Source organism: Xanthomonas dyei (assembly GCF_002939865.1).
GTDB classification, from domain to species: domain Bacteria; phylum Pseudomonadota; class Gammaproteobacteria; order Xanthomonadales; family Xanthomonadaceae; genus Xanthomonas; species Xanthomonas dyei.
In genome coordinates, this window is record NZ_MDEE01000010.1 from 90,210 (window position 1) to 110,671 (window position 20,462).

The following is a 20,462-nucleotide window of genomic DNA, read 5'->3' on the forward strand; positions in this document are numbered from 1 at the left end:
ATCCTATGAGTGCGTCGGTATGAGTGCAGTCGAACCGCAGTCGTTACCGGTGCGCACCTTGCGGCCGGTGTTTTTGCTGGCAGCGACGGTGGTGTGCACATTCGCCTTGCTGGTTGCGCTGTTTCCGCTGGACGCAGGCCGCGTGCTGCTGGATGCGCAGAACTGGGCCTCGCGCAATGTCGGTTGGTACTACCTGCTGGCGATGACGTTGTATCTGGTGTTCGTGCTGGGCACTGCGCTCTCCAGCTACGGCAACATCAAGCTCGGCGCCGATCACGACGAGCCGGAATTCAGCTATCTCTCCTGGGCCGGCATGTTGTTCGCGGCCGGCATCAGCATCACGCTGTTCTTCTTCTGCGTCTCCGAACCGCTGACCCATTATCTGCAACCGCCCCAAGGTGGCACCGGCAGCGGCGAAGGCTCCGCACGTCAGGCCATGCAGTTGCTGTTTCTGCATTGGGGCCTGCACGGCTGGGGCGTGTTCGCGTTGGCGGCGATGGCGCTGGCGTATTTCGCCTTTCGTCATAACCTGCCGCTGGCACTGCGCTCGGCGCTGTATCCGCTGATCGGCAAGCGCATCAACGGGCCGATCGGCTACACCGTGGATGCGCTGGGCATCGTGGCGACGGTGTTCGGCATCGGTGCCGACATGGGCTTTGGCGTGCTGCATCTCAACGCCGGGCTGAGCACCTTGTTCGATGTGCCGCATACGCATTGGGTGCAGGTCGCGCTGATCGTGGCGATGATGGGCGCGGCGATTGTGGTGGCGGTATCGGGCGTGGAAAAAGGCGTGCGCTGGATGTCGGACATCAACATGCTGCTGGCGATCGCGCTGCTGTTGTTCATGCTGTTTGCCGGCCCCACGCAATACCTGCTCAATGCCTTGATGCAGAACCTGGGCGACTACCTGGGCAGCGTGGTCGGCAAGAGTTTCGACGTCTATGCCTATGGCGGCCGTGCCGACTGGTTGGGCAACTGGACGGTGTTCTATTGGGCGTGGTGGATCGGCTGGGCACCCTTCGTCGGCTTGTTCATCGCGCGCATCTCGCGCGGCCGCACCATTCGCGAATTCGTACTGGGCGTGTTGCTGATCCCGCTGGGATTCACCCTGGCGTGGCTGTCGATCTTCGGCAATAGCGCGCTGGATCAGTTGCTCCATCATGGCCAGGGCGCATTGGCGCAACAGGCCATCGATGCGCCGCAGACGGTGCTGTACTCGCTGCTGCAAAACTACCCGTGGAGCCGTACCGTGATCACGGTGACGGTAGCGATCAGCTTCGTGTTCTTTGTCACCTCGGCCGACTCCGGCACGGTGGTGCTGTCCACGCTGTCCTCGCACGGTGGCGAGCCGCACGACGACGGCCCGCGCTGGCTGCGCGTGTTCTGGGGCGTGCTCACCGCCGTGGTCACTGCAGGTTTATTGCTGGCCGGTAGCATGGACGCGCTGAAATCGGCAGTGGTATTGGCATCTCTGCCGTTTTCTGCGGTGTTGCTGCTGATGGCATGGGGTCTGTCGCGCGCGCTGAGCGAAGAATCGCAGCGCAAACGTGCGCAACTCTACAGCCCCAGCCCGCTCATCGGGCAATCGCGTCATCACGGTGGCTGGCGCCAGCGCCTGGGCCAGGCGATGCACTTCCCGGCGCGCGATGAGGTTTACCGGTTCATGCACGACCAGGTGCGCCCGGCGATCGAGGCGGTGACCACGCAGTTGCAGGAAGAAGGCTGGAACGTCAGCAGCCGGATCGACGACGGCGACATGGAAATCAGCGTCGATCACGGCGAACAACAAGGCTTCCGCTACCAGGTTGTGATGCGCGGGTATCTCACCCCGTCGTTTGCGGCGCAGCGCTTGCGCAACCAGCGCTATTACCGCGCCGAAGTCTATCTGTACGAAGGCAGTCAGGACTACGACCTGGTCGGCTACAGCCGCGAACAAATCATCAACGACATCATCGATCAATACGAGCGTCACCTGCAGTTTTTGCACCTCACGCGTTGAGTTGCGTCGCTGCGGCGACCGTCCCAAGGAGGTTTGTCATGCCACGTTTCCCCGACCAGCTGTTGTACATCGGCGGCCGTTATGTTCCCGCCCGCGGCGGCCACACATTCGAAGTGATCAACCCCGCCACCGGCGAGGTGCTGGCCAACGTGCACAACGCGGGCGCCGACGATCTGGACGCCGCGGTCGATAGCGCCCAGGCCGGCCAACGCGTGTGGGCCGCGCTGACGACGGTGGAACGCTCGCGCATCCTGCTGCGCGCGGTGGCGTTGCTGCGCGAGCGCAACGAAGCGCTGGCCGAGCTGGAGACGCTCAACACCGGCAAGCCGCTGAGCGAAACGCGCAGTGTGGACATCGTCACCGGTGCCGACGTGCTGGAGTATTACGCCGGCGTGTCGCAGGCGCTGCAAGGTGCACAGGTGCCCTTGCGCGAAGGCAGCTTCTTCTACACGCGGCACGAGCCGCTGGGCGTGGTCGGCGCGATCGGTGCGTGGAATTACCCGATCCAGATCGCGCTGTGGAAGGCCGCACCGGCATTGGCCGCCGGAAACGCAATGATCTTCAAACCCAGCGAAGTGACGCCGCTTACCGCACTCAAGCTGGCCGAAATCTTCACTGAAGCCGGCCTGCCCGATGGCGTGTTCAACGTGCTGCCCGGCGACGGCGCCAGCGTGGGCACCGCACTCACCGAACACCCGCAGATCGAAAAGATCAGCTTCACCGGCGGCACCGCCACCGGGCGCAAGGTAATGGCCAGCGCATCGAGTTCGTCATTGAAAGACGTGACCATGGAGCTGGGCGGCAAATCGCCGTTGATCGTGTGCGCAGATGCCGATCTGGATCTGGCCGCCGACATCGCGATGATGGCCAACTTCTACAGCTCCGGGCAGGTGTGCACCAACGGTACCCGCGTGTTCGTGCCGCGTGCGCTGCGCACCGCCTTCGAAGCGCGGCTGCTGACGCGCGTGCAACGTATCCATATCGGCGACCCGCTCGATACGAGCACGACGTTTGGGCCGATGGTCAGCGCCGCGCATATGCAGCGCGTGCTGGACTACATCGACCAGGGCAAGGCCGAAGGCGCGCGCCTGCTCTGCGGTGGCGAGCGGCTACGCGACGGTGCGCTGGCGCAGGGCTATTACGTGGCGCCGACGATCTTCAGCGATTGCACCGACGTGATGACGATCGTGCGCGAGGAAATCTTCGGGCCGGTACTGAGCCTGCTCACCTACGACGACGAAGACGAAGCAGTGACTCGCGCCAATGCGACACCCTACGGATTGGCCGCCGGTGTGGTCACGCCCGATCTGGCGCGTGCGCATCGGCTGATCCATCGCCTGGAAGCGGGCATCTGCTGGATCAACACCTGGGGCGAGTCGCCTGCGCCAATGCCGGTGGGCGGTTACAAGCAGTCCGGCGTGGGCCGCGAAAACGGCCTGGCGACCCTGCAGGCGTATACGCGCACCAAGTCGGTCCAGGTCGAGCTGGAGCGCTACGCATCGGTGTTTTAAGCGGCCCACGCCGCAACGCACGCAATCGATGGATGCGTGCGTTGCGCCCGCCACACGCGCTGCGCGCAACGGCACGTTGCCGCGCACAGAACAGCGACTGCGCAGTGCCTTGACTGCCGCTGCATCGCACACGCATCAGGAGACCACCATGCAACGCGAATACGACTACATCATCATCGGCGCCGGTTCGGCAGGCAACGTGCTGGCCGCACGTCTGACCGAGGACCCGGGCGTGACGGTGCTCTTGCTCGAAGCGGGCGGGCCGGACTACCGGCTGGATTTCCGCACCCAGATGCCCGCCGCACTGGCATTCCCGCTGCAGGGCCGCCGCTATAACTGGGCCTATGAAACCGAGCCGGAGCCGCACATGGACAACCGGCGCATGGAATGCGGGCGCGGCAAAGGGCTGGGCGGTTCGTCGCTGATCAATGGCATGTGCTACATCCGCGGCAACGCGCTCGACTTCGACCACTGGGCCAAACGCCCGGGCCTGGAAGACTGGAGCTACCGCGATGTGTTGCCCTACTTCCGCAAGGCCGAGACGCGCGACATCGGCGCCAACGATTATCACGGCGGCGAAGGCCCGGTCAGCGTGGCTACGCCGAAGAACGACAACAACGTGCTGTTCCACGCGATGGTCGATGCCGGCGTGCAGGCAGGCTATCCGCGTACCGACGATCTCAATGGCTACCAGCAGGAAGGCTTCGGGCCGATGGACCGCACCGTGACGCCACAGGGCCGTCGTGCGAGCACGGCGCGTGGGTATCTGGACATGGCAAAGCCGCGCGATGGCTTGCACATCGTCACCCACGCCACCACCGATCGCATCCTGTTTGCCGGCAAGCGCGCGATCGGCGTGCATTACCTTGTCGGCAACAGCAGCGAGGGCATCAATGCGCATGCACGCCGCGAGGTGCTGGTCTGTGCCGGCGCCATCGCCTCACCGCAGCTGTTGCAGCGCTCCGGCGTCGGCGCACCGGATCTGCTGCGCGCACTCGACGTCCAGCTGGTCCACGACCTGCCCGGCGTCGGCCAGAATCTGCAGGATCATCTGGAGGTCTATATCCAGTACGCCTGCACCAAACCGGTGTCGTTGTATCCGGCGCTGCAATGGTGGAACCAACCCGCGATTGGCGCCGAGTGGCTGTTTGCCGGCACCGGCACCGGCGCCAGCAATCAGTTCGAAGCCGGCGGCTTTATCCGCACGCGCGACGAGTTCGAATGGCCCAACATCCAGTACCACTTCCTGCCGGTGGCGATCAATTACAACGGCAGCAATGCGGTGAAGGAACATGGGTTTCAGGCGCATGTGGGCTCGATGCGCACGCCCAGCCGCGGGCGCGTGCACGCCAAGTCGCGCGACCCGCGCCAGCATCCGTCCATCCTCTTCAACTACCAGTCCACCGATCAGGACTGGCAGGAATTTCGCGATGCGATCCGCATCACCCGCGAGATCATCGCGCAGCCCGCACTGGACGCTTATCGCGGACGCGAGATCAGCCCCAGCGCCGATTGCAAGACCGACGCCGAGCTGGACGCGTTCGTACGCTCGCGTGCAGAGACCGCGTATCACCCGTCGTGCTCGTGTGCGATGGGCACCGATGACATGGCCGTGGTGGATGGACAAGGCCGCGTGCATGGCATGGAAGGCCTGCGCGTCATCGATGCCTCGATCATGCCGCGCATCATCACCGGCAACCTCAACGCGACCACGATCATGATCGCCGAGAAGATCGCCGACCGCATGCGAGGACGTGCGCCATTGGCGCGCAGCACGGCCGATTACTACATCGCCGGCGATGCGCCGGTGCGTCGATAGGGATCGGCCAGGATGGAAGACTGCGGATACACAAGTGCGTTCTGACGCGTCGCGCATCCGCAGCCCATCGCAAGCATTGCGGCATCGTCGATGACATGCGCCTTGCCGTGACGGGCAAGCCACGCTGCCCCACCGCGCGATAGCCCAGTCGCGCGGTGCCATCGCCCCACACGCGTGGGATATGCTTCGAGCATGAACTCGGACATCCACCCGGAAGCCGCCATCGCGCCCGGCTATCTGGCCAACCATGCCGCGCGCGTCTTCAATCGCAGTGTCGACGCGCGCCTGCGCGAACACGGGCTGACACTTGCGCTGATTGCGCCGTTGCTGCTGCTGTCGTGGAAAGGCCCGATGCTGCAGCGGGACCTGGTGCGCCACTCCGCAGTGAAGCAGCCTGCGATGGTGGCGCTGCTGGACAAGCTCGAAGCGATGGCGCTGATTGCGCGCGAGGCGTTGTCCAGCGACAAACGCGCCGCCACTGTTCGGCTGACCGATGCCGGCCAAGACGCTGCTGCCACCGGGCGCACCGCGCTGCTTCACTTCAATGCCGTCGGCGTCTCGGGCTTTTCCAGCGAGGAAGCCGCACTGCTGACCGTTCTGCTTGGCCGACTGATCGACAATCTGGAAACCGCCGCAAGCGAATAGCATCACACGTGATATTTAAGTATCATGCATGATATATATTCACTGCAGGAGCGGCACCATGTCCCGTCGGATTCTCATCAGTGGCGCAAGCGTCGCTGGAACCACTGCGGCATGGTGGCTCGATGCTTATGGAGTCGAGGTCGAGGTCGTCGAACGCGCGCCGGCGTTTCGTGATGGCGGCCAGAACGTCGACGTGCGCGGCAATGGGCGTGAGGTGCTGCGCCGCATGGGACTGGAAGCGCGTGCATTCGAACGTAGCACCAAGGAACTCGGCACCGATTGGGTGAGCGAAGACAATCGCGTCATTGCGCGCTTCAAGGCAGACGAGTCCGATACCGACGGCGGGCCTACTGCCGATCTGGAAATCCGTCGCGGCGACCTCGCGCGCATCCTGTATGACGCCACCTGCGAGCGCGTGCCCTATCGCTTCGGCGACAGCATTTGCGACCTCGCCCAGGACCAGGACGGCGTCGACATCACTTTCCACAGCGGCCGCTCCGCACGCTACGACGCTGTCATCGTCGCCGAAGGCGTTGGCGCGCACACGCGTGAACTGGTGTTTCCCGGCGAGAACGTGCCGTACTGGATGGACATGACCATTGCGTACTTCAGCATCCCCCGACTTCCGCACGACAGTGCCTATGCCAGGCAATACAACACGGTGGGCGGGCGCGGCGCGACATTGAAGCCTGCGCTGGACGGCAAGCTGGGCGCCTATCTCGGCCTGCAGAAGCGGCCCGAGGGCGAGAACGCGTGGAGCCTGGAGCGGCAACGGCACTACATGCAAGCGCAATTTGCCAACGACGGCTGGGAGTTCCCGCGCATTCTCGAGGCGATGAAGGATGTCGACGATTTCTACTTCGAGGTAATGCGGCAGGTGCGCATGCCGCGCTGGTCTGCCGGCCGGGTAGTGTTGACCGGCGATGCCGCGTGGTGCCCCACATCGCTGTCGGGCATCGGCACGACGCTGGCGATGGTCGGCAGCTACGTACTGGCGGGCGAACTTGCCCAGGCCAGCGCACCGACGCAAGCGTTTACGCACTACGAACGGATCATGCGCCCGTTCGTCAAAGAGGGGCAGAACGTTCCCAAGATCGTCCCTCGCCTGCTCTGGCCGCACTCCACTGTCGGGCTGACGCTGCTGCGCGGCGCGATGCGTCTGGCAGGCACCCCGCTTGTCCGACGCGTCATCAACAACAGTTTTGCGCGCGATTCCAACAGCATCGCCTTGCCAGACTATCGGCCGGTAGAGCCACGCTGAAACAGGTGTTGTCACCAATAGACAACACGACAACGCGCCCGCGCTGCAGTGCGCCGCTGCGATCCGCAGGCAACCGGCACCTGCGCACCACAGGCCAAGACCAGAAGCGCTGCGAAGACGACAGCTTCGTAGCGCTTCGATTACCCAATCAGCCAGCGTGGTTCTCACGGAAGCACCACGCAACATCCAGCCGCCCCTAGAACTTCAAATCCACACGCGCATACCAGAAGCGCCCACCGGGAATGTCGTAAGTGGATGCGTCATAGCCATTGAGTGAGCACGACAGGCAGAGCGGCGGATCTTTGTCGAACACGTTGTTCAAGCCAGCCGTGAGTTGCAGGCCCTTGAGCCAATCGACGCGATACCCCACCTGCGCATCGTGATACGTGATCGCGTCCAGCCGATTGGTGCCCACGGCAGGATTGGAGCACACCGCAAACTCCACCGCATCGCCGCATTGCTCGGTGAGCTTGGAGATGTGGCGCGCCGTCCACGATGCGGTCCAGTGACCCAACGACCAATCCAGCACGGCATTGCTGGTCCACTCGGGAATCGCACTGTCGACCACTTCGATGCCCGGCCCCTGTGGCTGCCGCTGGCCGGCCGCACCCAGCGCTTCGTAACGGCCCACGAAAGTGTTTTGCCACGACACCTTGAAGCGGCCGAACGCGCTTTCCGGCAGCGTCCAGAACAGATCCACGTCCCAACCATCGGTCTTGATCGAGCCTAGATTGGTCAGCCGGTTGTTGAAGGCGTTGATGCCACCGGTGGACGCGCGCCCGATGCCGTCGCAGTACAGCGCATCCAGCGTGTCCACGCATAGATCCAGCTGCGTCTGCGCATTGATGGCCTGGATCGCGCCATCGACATGATGGCGATAGAACGTCACTTCCATGTCCAGCCGGTCGGACCAGCTGGCGTTGCTGGCAAAGCCCGGGCTGAACACAAAGCCGGCGCTGAAGCTGCGCGAGCGCTCCGGGTCCAGCTGCTCGTTGCCGCCGGTGGTCACCGAGATCTGCTGGTTGGCCTGCTGGTAACCGCCCGGCACGCCGAGTGCGGCGCAGTTGGCCGCACTGCCGCGCGGGGCGGTGCCGCCCAGGCCGATCGAGCATGGATCGGATAGCTGCAGGTCGGCGCGCGCGGCCGAACCGAACAGCTCGCCGATGGTCGGTGCACGGAAGCCTTCGGCGTAGCTGGTCCGCAACACCAACTCGTCGGTGACCTGCCAACGCAGGCCGTACTTCGGCGTGAATTCGCCGCCGAAGGTGGAGTAATCCGAATAGCGCCCGGCGATATTCAGATCGAGTTTGTCGCCCAACGACGAGTTGGCGAAGATCGGAATATTGAGTTCGAGATACGCCTCGTTGACGTCGTAGCTACCGGAGGTCGGCAACGACGGCACGCCGTTGTAGCGGCCGGCCACGGTGAGCGGATCGGGCTGATATGAGCCCTCGTACTTGCGGTATTCGTAGCCGCTGGCAAACGACACCGCGCCGCCCGGCAGCTGGAACAATTCGCTGCTGAGGTTGGCGGTGAACAGGCTCAACTCGTTCTGGCTGCGGTCGCGCACCACCGGCTGGATCCAGCGCAGCATGTCCGGCGTGATGCTGCCTGCCCCGCTGAAGATGTCCAGCGGCACGCAGCCGGCCACCGCCGCGCATGCAGCCGGATCGCCTAACGCCAGATTGATGTTGAACAGGTTGTAGCTGCCGTAGTTGGTCTGCTCGGCCTTGTTCTTGCTGTACATGCCGTTGACGTCCCAATACCAGGTGCGCGCGGCCGCTTCGAAGGTGCCCACCAGCCCGGTGCCGAAGTACTGCGTATCCACCTGCTGCTCGTAACGACGCGGCCCGCCTTCCACCGGACGCCGGCCGATCTGGATCAGGTTGGTGGCCGAATTCAGATCGAAGCCGAACGGATTGAACGGATTCAAGCCAGAAATCACGATGTTGTCGGCGAGCGGATTGCCGGTGCCGGCATCGGGGCCGAGAAAGATCGGCTCCGGCGCGGCCTGGTTGGTCGACTCGCGCCGATTGCCCAACGCCTTGACGTACCACTGCACATCGTCGTTGAAGTAATAGCGGAATTGCGCAAACACGCCCTTGCGCTCGGACGGTGTCAGCAGCAGGTTCTGCTCGGCGAAGTTGTAGCGGTCTGCGGTGCCGAAGCAGTGGTAGTCGTCGCTGCGCGTGCATCCCGCGCTGCCGTCGTATTGCGGCGTGCCCACGCCGGCATTGGGCGTGAGGTTCTGGCGCGCGCCGGTCGTGGGGTCGACGAACTGAAAGCGCCCATCCGGGGTGGCTGAGCTGCCGAAGGTCAGGCCGGTGCCCGGGATCGGGAAGCGTGCCTGCGCTCGGTCGCGCGCATAGATCGGGTCCTGCTTGACGTAGCTGGCGCCTAAAAACAGGCTGAAATCCTCGCCGCTGGTGCCCCAGGCCAGATCCACGCCCTGGTTGGCGCCATCGCCCTTGCCGTACTGGCCGTAGTTGAGCGTGACCTGCGCACCGTCGAAGCTGCGTCGGGTGATGATGTTGACCACACCGGCAATCGCATCGGATCCGTATAACGACGAGGCGCCGTCTTCGAGCACTTCGATGCGTTCGACGATCGCCAGCGGAATGGTATTGAGGTCGGTCGACGAACCCACACCCGAGGCGGACGACTCGTTGACCCAGCGGATGCCATCGACCAGCACCAGCACGCGCTTGGAGCCGAGGTGGCGCAGATCCACCTGCGCCGAACCCGCGCCCACGCCGCCGCCGTCGGGCGGAAAGCCGAAATTGCCGGACGAATTGAACTTGGCGTTGAGCGCCGAACCGGACGCGGTGAGTTCCTGCAGCACTTCGCCGATCGAGGTCAGACCGGTGCGCTCGATGTCGGCGCGGTTGAGCGTCTGGATCGGCACCTGGCCTTGCAGCTCGGCAGTTCTGATGCGGGTGCCGGTGACTTGCACGCTATCGAGCGTGCGCGTACCGGGGGTCGCCTCGGGCTGTTGCGCCCAGGCCAGCGTGGGAATCAGACACAACGACAACTGCACGGCCAGGCATGACCGAGACGGGCCAATCAGACGCTTCATCCTTTCTCTCTCCAGAAGGATCTTTAAGTGTCCGCACGCCCCCGTGCCCTGCGGTCCGGCCCAAGTTGTAAACGAAACCTTAACGCACCGCAATCTGGCGGTGCAGCACTGCGATGCGCGTCGCAGTGCATGGTGTGAGCGCGGATGCCGATGCAGACGCGCAAGCGCATCGTCCAGACGACGAACGCACAGCGGCATCGACAGGACATGCGCTGTCAGGCGCGATGCGTATTCACTCAAGCGCTCAGGCGTGCTTCGGTATAGTCGCGCGATGACTTATTTCCCGCGTCTTGCCACTGTTTTCGTCGGCCTGTTGTGCCTTGGCAGCACTGCGCTGCATGCGCAAAGCCTGGATCCGCAATTGACTGCCATGCGCGATGCGATCGCCGCCGCAGAGCGCGGCCAATCCGATCCCGCCCAGCTCTCGGCATTGAGCCGCCATCCGCTCTACGGCTGGCTGGAGTACGCCACGCTCAAGCGCAACATCGACACCGTCTCCAACGCGCAGGCGCAGGGATTCTTGCAGCGCTACGCAGGCCAGCCAGTGGCCGAGAGCTTCCGTAGCACCTGGTTGCCGGCGGTCGCACGCCGCCAGGACTGGACCACGTTGCTGGCCAACTGGAAGACCACCGATAACGTAGGGCTGCGCTGCGCGCAGCTGACCGCGCGCCAGGCCACCGGCAAGCTGGACGCACAGTGGAGCCGCGATGCGCTCACTCTGTGGCGCAACGGCAAGGCGTTGCCGGATGCGTGCGAGCCGGTGGTGGCGGGGCTGGAGTCGCGCGGAGAACTCACTCCGGCACTGCGCTGGGAACGTGTGGAAGCCGCTGCCGATGCGCAGCTGCCTGCGGTGATGCGTGCGGCGGCGCGTGGCTTGCCGGCGGCCGAGCTGGCACTGGCCACCGATTACGCTGCCTTTCTCGACAAGGTCCACCCGCGTGCACTGGGTTGGCCCAAGACCGAGCGCAGCCGCCGCATCGCCGTCGATGGCCTGGCCAAGCTTGCCAAGACCGACCCGGACGGCGCCGAGCAACAGTTGCCGCAGTTCGCCAGCGCGTTGGGTTTCAGCGACGCGCAGCGCGGGCAGGTGCTGTATCAGATTGCGTTGTGGACGGTGGCGTCTTACCTGCCGGATTCGGCGCGCAGGCTCAACGCGGTGCCCGATGCGGCCTACGACGAGCGCCTGCACGAATGGCGCGCGCGCGAGGCGATGTCGCGTGGCGATTGGCCTGCAGCCTTGGCCGCCATCCGCAAGATGCCGGCCAGCCAGCGCGCCGATTCGCGCTGGCAGTATTTCGAAGCGCGCCTCACCGAGAAGACCGGTTCGGCGGCGGCGGCACAGCCGTTGTATCGCGCCGCTGCGCAGTCGCCCACCTTCCACGGCTTCCTGGCCGCCGACCGCCTGCAGCAGCCGTATCGGCTGTGCCCATGGGAGCCCAAGGACAGCCCGCAGGCCAAGGCCGCGGTGGCGCGCGACCCGGCATTGACCCGTGCGATTGCGTTGTTCCAGATCGATCGCCCCGGTTGGGCGGTGGCGGAGTGGAACGATGCCGCCAGCCGTTTCGACGACACCCAGCGCCGCCTGGCGGTGGAGGTGGCCAGCGACAACGGCTGGTTCGATCGCGCGGTGTTTGCGCTCGGCAAACAGCCGGACGAGCAACGGCTGTATGCGCTGCGCTTCCCGCTGCATCACGATGAGAGCATTCGCCGCGAAGCCGCAAAGAACGCCATCGATCCGGCCTGGGTTGCCGCGGAGATCCGCGCCGAAAGCATCTTCAATCCACGTGCGCGTTCGCCGGCCAATGCGATGGGCCTGATGCAGGTGTTGCCCGGCACCGGTGCGGCGGTCGCCAAGGGCATCGCCCTGCCCGGCTACGCGGGTGCCGCCAGTCTGTACGAGCCGGACACCAACATTGCCATCGGCACCGCGTACCTGCGCCAGTTGCTCAACACCTATGGCTTGCCGTATCTGACCATCGCCGCGTATAACGCCGGACCCGGCCCGACCGGCCGCTGGCAATCGCAACGGCCGGGCTTCGAACCGGACTTCTGGATCGAGACCATCAGCTACAAGGAAACCCGCGAGTACGTTGCGCGTGTCCTGGCTTTCAGCGTGATCTACGACTGGCGCCTCAACGGCGACATGCTGCCGCTGAGCGACCGGCTGATGGGCAAGCTGGTGGACAAGCGTCAAACGCCGGTGTGCACGCCGGGCCAGAGTGCGAGCAACGCAACGCAGGACTGAGTGCACTTTTGCCGACGCGTATGCCGCCTGGCGAAGCGGGCGCGTTTGCGCCGTTGCGTTGTTCTACTCGGTCTTTGCTTTGATCGAAGTGCGATGCCCTGACCGCGTGCAGGACACGGCGCGATTGTGACCTTTGCAGCGTGGCGGCATCGCGCTATCACCTCATCGCATCGCTGACTATCCTCAAGCGGAACACCCGGACGTCGATGGCAGCGCGTAAACGCACAACGCCCGCATCGCTGCGGGCGTTGTGTCATTGCGTACAGCGCTGCAACCCTCGCAGCGCTGCATGTGGCGTCAGTTACAGTTTGCCTGCACCGGCCTTGGCCTTGACGTCGGCAGCCACCTTGTTGGCAGACAGCAGATTGTAGGTATACGGCGGCTTCCAGCCGATGTTGCTGTTCCAGGAGCAGCTCAACGCCTTGCCATTGAGCAGAGAGCCCTGGTCGCGGTACACGCTGCCCTTGTAATCGGCGGCGATCTTGTCGCAACTGCTCACACCGCTGATGTCGAAGGCATTGTTCTCGGAGAAGATCTTCGATTCCTTGCCCACGCCATGCGCGTGCGAGAACGGGTAGACCTTATTGCTGGTGCTGCCCACGTGGTAATTGTTGTACAGATGCACCTGGCCGAAACGTACCCGCGGCGCGCGCGCGGAGATGTTTTCGAACAAGGTGTTGTGGATGGTTACCTTGAGCTTGCCGCTGTCGGTGCTGGAGGCGCTGTCGCTGGAGCCGATCAGGCTGTTCTTCTCGTGCGACTTGAAGGCCGAGTACGAGATGGTCACGAAGTTGGCGCCCTTCTTGACGTCCATTGCGCCGTCGTGGTGCTGCTTCGGCCGGCCGTTGGCGGTGCCGTTCTGATCGTCGGTGCGGCGGCCATCGGTAAAGGTGACGTGGTCCACCCACACGTTGCTGGCGCCTTCCACGGTCAGACCGTCGTACTCGGAATTCCAGTTGCCGTTGTCGCCATCGTCGGCATCCCACTTCGGTTCCGGATCCCACGGATTTTCGATGGTGAGGTTGCGCACGATGACGTCGTTGGCCTTGACGTAGAAATAGCCTTCGCGGATTTCGGCGTTGGTGCCGACGCCGATCAAGGTGGTCTTGGTGGGGATATCCAGACGCGCACGCGTCTTCATGTCCGAGGTCTTGGTGTATGCCTTGCCTTCGCTGATGTCGATGACACCCTTGACCTTGATGATGCGCCCGTTACTACCCGCACTAGCCTTCAGCGCAGCCTTCAACTGCGCTGCGTTGCTGACGGTATAGGTGTCCGCTGCGGAGGCCTTGGAACCGCCTTTGGTGCCGCCGTTCTGGGTGGCCCAGCCGGTGGTGGCAACCTCCAGCGCGGGGTCTGCTGCATAAGCGGTGGTCGACAACAACGCGGCGCTCAACATAACGCCCACAACGGTACGTCCCACAACAGTCGATACGTTCGACATGGTGATGAAGTCTCTTGAATGAGTGATGCGTGACACGCCGCTGCGCGGCGTGCTCCCCGTGCGTTCGCCCAGGCCAACAGGCCAGTCCCCTAGCGAACCGGACCGATCCTAATGCTTATGTACATTATTTAAAAGTACATTTTTACTATGTTGCACCTGCGTTTTTGGAATGGCGACGCGCCACGCGCAGCGCACGTTGTCGTGCACTGCGCGTGGCAACGTCTTCAGCAGATGCGATCGTTTACAGCTTGCCGGCGCCGGCTTTTGCCTTGACGTCCGCAGCCACCTTGTCGGCCGACAGCAGGCTGTAGGTGTAAGGCGGAGTCCAACCGATATTGCTGTTCCAGGAGCAGCTCAAGGCCTTGCCATTGAGCAGCGAGCCCTGATCGCGATATACGCTGCCACCGTAGTCGGCTGCGATCTTGTCGCAGCTGCTCACGCCACTGATCTCGAACACGTTGCGCTCGGAAAAGATCTTCGATTCCTTACCCACGCCATGCGCATGCGAGAACGGGTAGACCTTATTGCTGGTGCTGCCCACGTGGTAGTTGTTGTACAAATGCACCTGGCCAAAACGCACCCGCGGGGCTCGCGCGGAGATGTTTTCGAACAAGGTGTTGTGGATGGTCACCTTGAGCTTGCCGCTGTCGGTGCTCGAAGCGCTGTCGCTGGAGCCGATCAAGTCGTTCTTCTCATGCGACTTGAATGCCGAGTACGAGATGGTCACGAAGTTGGCGCCCTTCTTGACGTCCATTGCGCCGTCGTGATTTTGCTTGGGGCGGCCGTTGGCGGTGCCGTTCTGATCGTCGGTGCGGCGACCATCGGTAAAGGTCACGTGGTCCACCCACACGTTGCTGGCGCCTTCCACGGTCAGGCCGTCGTACTCGGAGTTCCAGTTGCCGGCGCTACCGTCATCCGGATCCCAAACCGGCTCCGGGTCCCATGGATTTTCGATGGTGAGGTTACGGATGATGACGTCGTTAGCCTTGACGTAGAAATAGCCTTCGCGGATTTCGGCGTTGCTGGTGATGCCGATCAACGTGGTTTTGGTCGGGATATCCAGACGCGCACGCGTCTTCATGTCCGAGGTCTTGGTGTAAGGCTTGCCTTCGCTGACATCGATGATGCCGCTGATCTTGATGATGCGTCCGTTGCTGCCTGCGCTGGCCTTGAGCGCCTTCTTCAGATCGGCCGCGTTAGTGACCGTGTAGATATCGGCACCAGCAGCTTTGGAGCCGCCCTTGGTGCCGCCGTTCTGTGTCGCCCACCCAGTGGTCGCCACTTCCAGCGCAGGATCGGCGCTTGCAACGCCAGTGAGCAGCAACGACCCGACAAACAGCGACGCGGCGGCCGCCGTCGAAAATTTCGGCTTCATCTTGATGTCTCCCTCGAATGGGTTCGATGCGCCGCGCGGCGGCACATTCCTCGTCTATCGACTGCGGAACGTACTTTTCATCTCTGTAATATTCAGTTCCGCGAAAACGATACTAGGAGCATCGCAATCGCTTGTATCTAGGCAATGCATCGATGTGCACGCGCAGTCACGCAAACGGTTGCGAGACACCAAAGAGAAGACAAAACGCTGTAATCAAGACACGCAGAGACAGCGCCAGGGACACTGCAGCGCAGCATGATGGGTGCTGCAGTGCAGCTGGATATGCATTCAACGCCGCGTGCTGGTGAAATCACATGTGCGCGCTTTTTCTGGAAAAACATCGCTGCAACGCGCTGATGACAATCGCGTGTGCCGACAAGCGCGTGTGCGCTGCACACACGCTTGAGGCATCGATACGAACGCACCGCATCACGCCGCGACAGGCACCGAAATCGCTATGTGCAGTGCCAGCCAACAAGCACACGTAGAACACCTGTGATGCAGCCGACCGGATGGAGACGCATCTGCACACCTGCACTGTTTGATGCAAGCCATGCGCAAGACCGCGCGATCGAAAACAACACAACGACCGACCTCGCTGCTGGTGTCGCGATGGGCTAGAGAGAACGTGCCACTCTGCGTCGCCTCCGCCTGCAACAACCAATACGCATGCCACACTCAGACAAGATTGACTGCGGGGACTTAAGCGCCCTCAGGCAGGCGCGCACGTTTCATGCGCACAGCCGCCAGCCGACGCATACGTCATGCATACTGTCGGTACCTGCAGGCGATTCGATGATGGGCAGCCTACGAAGACGAGGCTGCCGCAGCGCTTAGGAAAACCCTTCGAAAAACAACTCGATCGCCATCACCAGCGCATCTTCGCGTCCGGTGTGGGAGGGGTAGTAGCGTGGGCGCCGGCCGATCTCATTGAAGCCTTCGGCGTGATACAGCGCAATCGCCGAGGGATTGGACGGGCGCACTTCCAAAAATGCGCGCCGCGCGCCGCGGTCGCAGGCGCCCTTGACCAGCGCACGCAACAACACGCGGCCGTGTCCTTGCGACTGCGCTTCTGGCGCAATGCAGACATTGAGAATATGTGCCTCGTCGGCGGCGACGCTGATGATGCCGTAACCGATGACCTGGCCGCCCTGCTCCATCACCCAACCCGGGTAACCGGCCTGCAGGCAATCGCGAAAGATGCTGCGCGTCCACGGAAACGGATAGGCACGCAGCTCGATCTCCATCACCGCGTCCAGATCGCTTTCGCGCATGGCACGCAGTGACGTGGGCAGCGGGGCGTTCATCGCGCTCACGCCGGGCCCTGACGGCGACGCAGCGCGCGCAGCTGCGGCCACAGCGCGCGCTTGGCGGCCGGGTTGCCACGCAACTCGGCCAGCGGCCAGGAGGCCATCAAGGCTTGGGTCGACGGATCGCCCGGGTCGCAACCGGACGCGCGCAGCAGCGCCATCTGCAAACGGTCGGGTAGACCAACGCGGCTGCGTCGTTGCGGCGCAGCTGCCGAGCGCGTGCCAGGTGCACCCGCGTCGGGCGGCGCGGTGGGAGCCGAGCGCCGGGCCGGCGGTGCAGCAACCGGAGCCGCCGGCGTGACACGTTGCGCACGCACTGGTGCGGGCGCTGGCGCGTGCTCTACAACGTCGACCGGCGCAGGCGGCGTATCGGCGGTGTCGCGATCCAGGTACACGGTGTGCCCCATCGCCTGCAGGCACGACACCTGCAGATCCGACCACACCGGCTCGTGCACAGACTCGCTCATGCGTGCCGGCTCATGGCAGCTCGGGCACGCGCCGCCAGCGCCGCCACAGCCACATCGCCGGGCCGGACAACGCATACAGCACGCCGATCACCAGCAGCGACCGCGCCAGATCGATCACCAACAGCGCGATCACCACCGTAGCGACCGCCAATGCCAGAAACGGCACACGGTCGGCACGCGTGCCACGCGCGCCGCCCTTGAAGCTCCAGAAGCGAATCCGGCTGACCATCAACAGTGCCGACACCACCGTGACCGCCAGTGCCACGTAGCGCAGCTGCTCGCCATCGAAGCCCAGGCTGTCGTCGGCGAACGCCCACACAAAAGACATCATCAAGCCGGCCGCGGCCGGGCTGGCCAGGCCGATGAACCAGCGTTTGTCGACCACGCCGACCTGGGTATTGAAGCGCGCCAGCCGCAACGCCGCGCAGGCCGCATACAAGAAGGCGGCCGACCAGCCGACCCGGCCCATCACGTTGCTGTCGTATTTCAGCGCCGACAGTGACCAGTGGTACATCACCAGCGCCGGGGCCATGCCGAAGCTGACCAGATCGGCCAGCGAGTCGTACTGCACACCGAATTCGCTGCTGGTATTGGTCAGGCGCGCGACCCGGCCGTCCAACCCGTCCATCACCGCCGCCACGAATACCGCCATCGCCGCCTGGACGAACTGACCATTGGCGGCGGCGATGATGGCATAGAAACCGGAAAACAACCCGGCGGTGGTGAACAGGTTCGGCAGCAGGTAAATCGTGCGCGAGCGCGGGGGCGGTCTCATTTCATCCATCCGGCAAGTGTAGGGCCTGAGGTCCGTCCGGCGGTAGCGCGCCCGCACCCGCGGCGCGCGATCACTTGCCAGCGCGGGCCGTGGATGCTGCAATCGCGGCGGGAATCATCCAGGGGAAGCCACATGCACCTGTCGTCCGGGCTTTGCGCCCTGTTGCTGCTGCTCAGCGCCACTGCAGGCGCCACCGAGCTCTATAAGTGGAAGGACGCCAAGGGCGTGACCCACTACACCGAAACCCCGCCACCGACCGGCCAGCGCTACGAATCGCGCCGGATCGACGCACGCAGCGGCACCGCGGCCATCGCCGCGCCAGAGACCGCCACGCCCGAATCGGCCGACTGCCTCACCGCACGCCGCAACCTGGAGCTGCTCAGCGGTAAGGGCGAGGTGACCATGGGCGCCGGCACCGACGGCAAGCCCGGCACGCCACTGGATCCGGACGCCCGCGCCGCGCAGCGCAATCTGGCCGAAGCCGCCGCCAAGGCCTATTGCAAGCCGGCAGCGACCGGCGGTCCGGCCAGCTGAGTTCAGCAGGACAGCGTGAGCGGCTGTCAGGCCGTTTCAGTAGTGAAATAACCCACCGCAACGTTGGCGTGCTGCCTGCCGAAGGCGGCGCGGGCACATCCGCAGCCCTGTGGCCGGGCTCGCACTGCGGGCGGACGCTCCGGCGTCACGACCCGCCTGATCAGCCAAGCCGAACGTCTACCATTCTCCCGCTGCGTAGCACCGCGCAGCCACTGGCCGATGACCGGCAGGGCGCGACACTGGCAAACTAGGGGCTTTCCGCCCAAGCGAAGCCCGATGCGTCTTTCCCAGTTCCACCTGCACACCACCAAGGAAACCCCGGCCGACGCCGAGCTGGTCAGCCACCGTCTGATGCTGCGCGCGGGCATGATCCGCAAGCTGGCCTCCGGGCTGTACACCTGGTCGCCGCTGGGCCTGCGCGTGCTGCGCAAGGTCGAGGCGATCGTGCGCGAGGAAATGAACCGCGCCGGCGCCGTGGAGGTGCTGTTCCCCACCATCCAGCCGCGCGAGCTGTGGGATGCCACCGGGCGTTGGGAAAAATTCGGCGGGCAGTTGCTCAAGATCAGCGACCGCAAGCAGCAGGAGTTTTGCTACAGCCCCACCGCCGAAGAGGCCGCGGCCGACTTCGCGCGCCAGGAGATCAACAGCTACAAGCAGTTGCCGCTCAACTTCTATCAGATCCAGACCAAGTTCCGCGATGAGATCCGCCCCCGCTTCGGGGTGATGCGCGCGCGCGAGTTCCTGATGAAGGACGCCTATTCGTTCCATCTCACCGATGCGGACATGGCGCGCGAATACGACAACATGCGTGCGGCGTACACCCGCATCTTCACCCGCCTGGGGCTGGAGTTCCGCGCGGTGCAGGCCGACTCCGGCGCCATCGGTGGCGATGCCTCGCAGGAATTCCACGTCATCGCCGACTCCGGCGAAGACTCGCTGGCGTTCTCCACGGCGTCCGACTACGCCGCCAACGTGGAAACCGCCAGCGCCGCGCTGCCGGGCCCGCGTCCGGACGCGACCGAGAGCATGCGCCAGGTCGACACACCCACCCAGAAGACCTGCGAAGACGTCGCCCAGCTGCTGGGCATCGCGCTGCAGCGCACGGTCAAGTCGGTGGCGGTGATGACTGCCGCCGGCTTCGTGCTGGTGCTGGTGCGCGGCGACCACGCGGTCAACGAGATCAAGCTGGGCAAGGTGGCCGGCCTGGCCGACTATCGCCTGGCCAACGAGGCCGAAATCCGCGACCACCTCGGCTGTGAGCCAGGCTTCCTGGGGCCGGTCAACACTGCCCGGCCGGTGCGTGTGGTGGCCGATCGCGATGTGGCGGCCATGGCCGATTTCGTGGTCGGCGCCAATGTGGTCGGCGCCCACCTTGCCGGCGTCAACTGGGGCCGCGACCTGCCCGAGCCGGAGACGGTGGCCGATGTGCGCAACGTCATCGACGGCGAACGCGCTGCCGATGGCGGCGAGCTGCGCCTGGCCCGCGGCATCGAAGTGGGACACGTGTTCCAGCTCGGTAGCCAGTACGCGCAGGCGTTGCAGGCCACCGTCATCGACGAAAACGGCAAGGTCGCGGTGATGAAGATGGGCTGTTATGGCATCGGCATTTCGCGCATCGTGGCCGCGGCAATCGAACAGAACCATGACGACGCCGGCATCCTCTGGCCGGCCCCGATGGCGCCGTGGCAGGTGGTGGTGTGCGTGATCAATCCCAAGCAGGATGCCCAGGTGGTCGCCGCCGCCCAGGCGTTGCTGGACGAATTGATCGCCGCCGGTCTGGACGCCGCATTGGACGACCGCGGCCTGCGTCCGGGCGCCATGTTTGCCGATATGGAACTATTGGGCATTCCGCATCGGGTGGTGGTCTCGGAACGTGGATTGGCGGCCGGCACATTTGAATATCGCGCCCGCACCGCCGAATCGGCAGAAAACCTGGATAAGGCTGGATTATTCTCCCGCCTGGGGTGCTGATCAAACCGGGCAATCACGCTCAAATTGCAT

14 protein-coding genes are annotated in these 20,462 nt (G+C 64.2%); 8 read left to right on the forward strand and 6 right to left on the reverse strand.

Features of this window, described 5'->3' with window-relative positions:
• Positions 1–19: 19 nt before the first annotated feature.
• The 5 genes from betT (at position 20) to XdyCFBP7245_RS09230 (ending at position 7,235) form a co-directional block, all read left to right on the forward strand.
• Entirely contained in the window at positions 20–1,999 is a 1,980-nt protein-coding gene (betT, locus tag XdyCFBP7245_RS09210) for a choline BCCT transporter BetT (protein ID WP_104615384.1), read from the forward strand.
• Positions 2,000–2,037: 38 nt separating this feature from the next.
• A complete protein-coding gene (gene betB, locus XdyCFBP7245_RS09215; protein ID WP_104615385.1) occupies positions 2,038–3,510 on the forward strand; it encodes a betaine-aldehyde dehydrogenase in 1,473 nt (490 codons plus the stop codon).
• A 148-nt stretch (positions 3,511–3,658) separates the two neighbouring features.
• A complete protein-coding gene (gene betA, locus XdyCFBP7245_RS09220) occupies positions 3,659–5,329 on the forward strand; it encodes a choline dehydrogenase (RefSeq protein ID WP_104615430.1) in 1,671 nt (556 codons plus the stop codon).
• 192 nt (positions 5,330–5,521) lie between these two features.
• Positions 5,522–5,974: a MarR family winged helix-turn-helix transcriptional regulator gene (locus XdyCFBP7245_RS09225; RefSeq protein ID WP_104615386.1), complete on the forward strand. Its 453-nt coding sequence runs from the start codon at positions 5,522–5,524 to the stop codon at positions 5,972–5,974.
• A 58-nt stretch (positions 5,975–6,032) separates the two neighbouring features.
• Positions 6,033–7,235, forward strand: coding sequence for an FAD-dependent monooxygenase (locus tag XdyCFBP7245_RS09230; RefSeq protein WP_104615387.1), 1,203 nt, complete (start codon positions 6,033–6,035; stop codon positions 7,233–7,235).
• Between the two features lie 196 nt (positions 7,236–7,431).
• On the opposite strand, the gene XdyCFBP7245_RS09235 is transcribed toward XdyCFBP7245_RS09230, so the two are convergent.
• Positions 7,432–10,311, reverse strand: a complete 2,880-nt coding sequence (locus XdyCFBP7245_RS09235) for a TonB-dependent receptor (RefSeq protein ID WP_104615388.1) — start codon at positions 10,309–10,311, stop codon at positions 7,432–7,434.
• Positions 10,312–10,582: 271 nt separating this feature from the next.
• On the opposite strand from XdyCFBP7245_RS09235, the gene XdyCFBP7245_RS09240 reads away from it, so the two are divergent.
• The gene (locus XdyCFBP7245_RS09240; protein WP_104615389.1) at positions 10,583–12,556 is read left to right on the forward strand and encodes a transglycosylase SLT domain-containing protein; all 1,974 of its coding nucleotides are present in this window, start codon (positions 10,583–10,585) and stop codon (positions 12,554–12,556) included.
• A 301-nt stretch (positions 12,557–12,857) separates the two neighbouring features.
• Here XdyCFBP7245_RS09240 and XdyCFBP7245_RS09245 read toward each other — a convergent pair whose 3' ends face one another.
• From XdyCFBP7245_RS09245 to pssA, 5 genes are all read right to left on the reverse strand, one after another.
• Positions 12,858–13,955 carry a pectate lyase family protein gene (locus XdyCFBP7245_RS09245; RefSeq protein WP_211287666.1) on the reverse strand — a complete coding sequence of 366 codons (1,098 nt, stop codon included), beginning with the start codon at positions 13,953–13,955 and terminating at the stop codon, positions 12,858–12,860.
• Positions 13,956–14,241: 286 nt separating this feature from the next.
• Entirely contained in the window at positions 14,242–15,375 is a 1,134-nt protein-coding gene (locus XdyCFBP7245_RS09250; protein WP_104615391.1) for a pectate lyase family protein, read from the reverse strand.
• Positions 15,376–16,208: 833 nt separating this feature from the next.
• Positions 16,209–16,691 carry a ribosomal protein S18-alanine N-acetyltransferase gene (gene rimI, locus XdyCFBP7245_RS09255; protein ID WP_170068587.1) on the reverse strand — a complete coding sequence of 161 codons (483 nt, stop codon included), beginning with the start codon at positions 16,689–16,691 and terminating at the stop codon, positions 16,209–16,211.
• Positions 16,688–17,140: an alanine acetyltransferase gene (locus XdyCFBP7245_RS09260; protein ID WP_211287667.1), complete on the reverse strand. Its 453-nt coding sequence runs from the start codon at positions 17,138–17,140 to the stop codon at positions 16,688–16,690. Before XdyCFBP7245_RS09260 ends, rimI begins: the two co-directional genes overlap by 4 nt.
• 22 nt (positions 17,141–17,162) lie before the next feature.
• On the reverse strand, positions 17,163–17,936 hold the full coding sequence (pssA, locus tag XdyCFBP7245_RS09265) for a CDP-diacylglycerol--serine O-phosphatidyltransferase (RefSeq protein WP_104615394.1): 774 nt from the start codon (positions 17,934–17,936) through the stop codon (positions 17,163–17,165).
• Positions 17,937–18,059: 123 nt separating this feature from the next.
• Here pssA and XdyCFBP7245_RS09270 point away from each other — a divergent pair, with 123 nt between their 5' ends.
• Complete coding sequence (locus tag XdyCFBP7245_RS09270; protein WP_170068588.1) at positions 18,060–18,461, forward strand: DUF4124 domain-containing protein; 402 nt, start codon at positions 18,060–18,062, stop codon at positions 18,459–18,461.
• Positions 18,462–18,737: 276 nt separating this feature from the next.
• Positions 18,738–20,432, forward strand: coding sequence for a proline--tRNA ligase (locus XdyCFBP7245_RS09275; protein WP_104615395.1), 1,695 nt, complete (start codon positions 18,738–18,740; stop codon positions 20,430–20,432).
• Positions 20,433–20,462: the final 30 nt, after the last annotated feature.

Coding starts and splice junctions, on each gene's coding strand:
- betA (WP_104615430.1), top strand. CDS start 3,659: ATGCAACGCGAATACGACTACATCATCATCGGCGCCGGTTCGGCAGGC.
- pssA (WP_104615394.1), bottom strand. CDS start 17,936: ATGGATGAAATGAGACCGCCCCCGCGCTCGCGCACGATTTACCTGCTG.
- XdyCFBP7245_RS09270 (WP_170068588.1), top strand. CDS start 18,060: ATGCACCTGTCGTCCGGGCTTTGCGCCCTGTTGCTGCTGCTCAGCGCC.
- XdyCFBP7245_RS09250 (WP_104615391.1), bottom strand. CDS start 15,375: ATGAAGCCGAAATTTTCGACGGCGGCCGCCGCGTCGCTGTTTGTCGGG.
- XdyCFBP7245_RS09240 (WP_104615389.1), top strand. CDS start 10,583: ATGACTTATTTCCCGCGTCTTGCCACTGTTTTCGTCGGCCTGTTGTGC.
- XdyCFBP7245_RS09245 (WP_211287666.1), bottom strand. CDS start 13,955: ATGTTGAGCGCCGCGTTGTTGTCGACCACCGCTTATGCAGCAGACCCC.
- betB (WP_104615385.1), top strand. CDS start 2,038: ATGCCACGTTTCCCCGACCAGCTGTTGTACATCGGCGGCCGTTATGTT.
- betT (WP_104615384.1), top strand. CDS start 20: ATGAGTGCAGTCGAACCGCAGTCGTTACCGGTGCGCACCTTGCGGCCG.
- XdyCFBP7245_RS09235 (WP_104615388.1), bottom strand. CDS start 10,311: ATGAAGCGTCTGATTGGCCCGTCTCGGTCATGCCTGGCCGTGCAGTTG.
- XdyCFBP7245_RS09275 (WP_104615395.1), top strand. CDS start 18,738: ATGCGTCTTTCCCAGTTCCACCTGCACACCACCAAGGAAACCCCGGCC.
- XdyCFBP7245_RS09225 (WP_104615386.1), top strand. CDS start 5,522: ATGAACTCGGACATCCACCCGGAAGCCGCCATCGCGCCCGGCTATCTG.
- XdyCFBP7245_RS09230 (WP_104615387.1), top strand. CDS start 6,033: ATGTCCCGTCGGATTCTCATCAGTGGCGCAAGCGTCGCTGGAACCACT.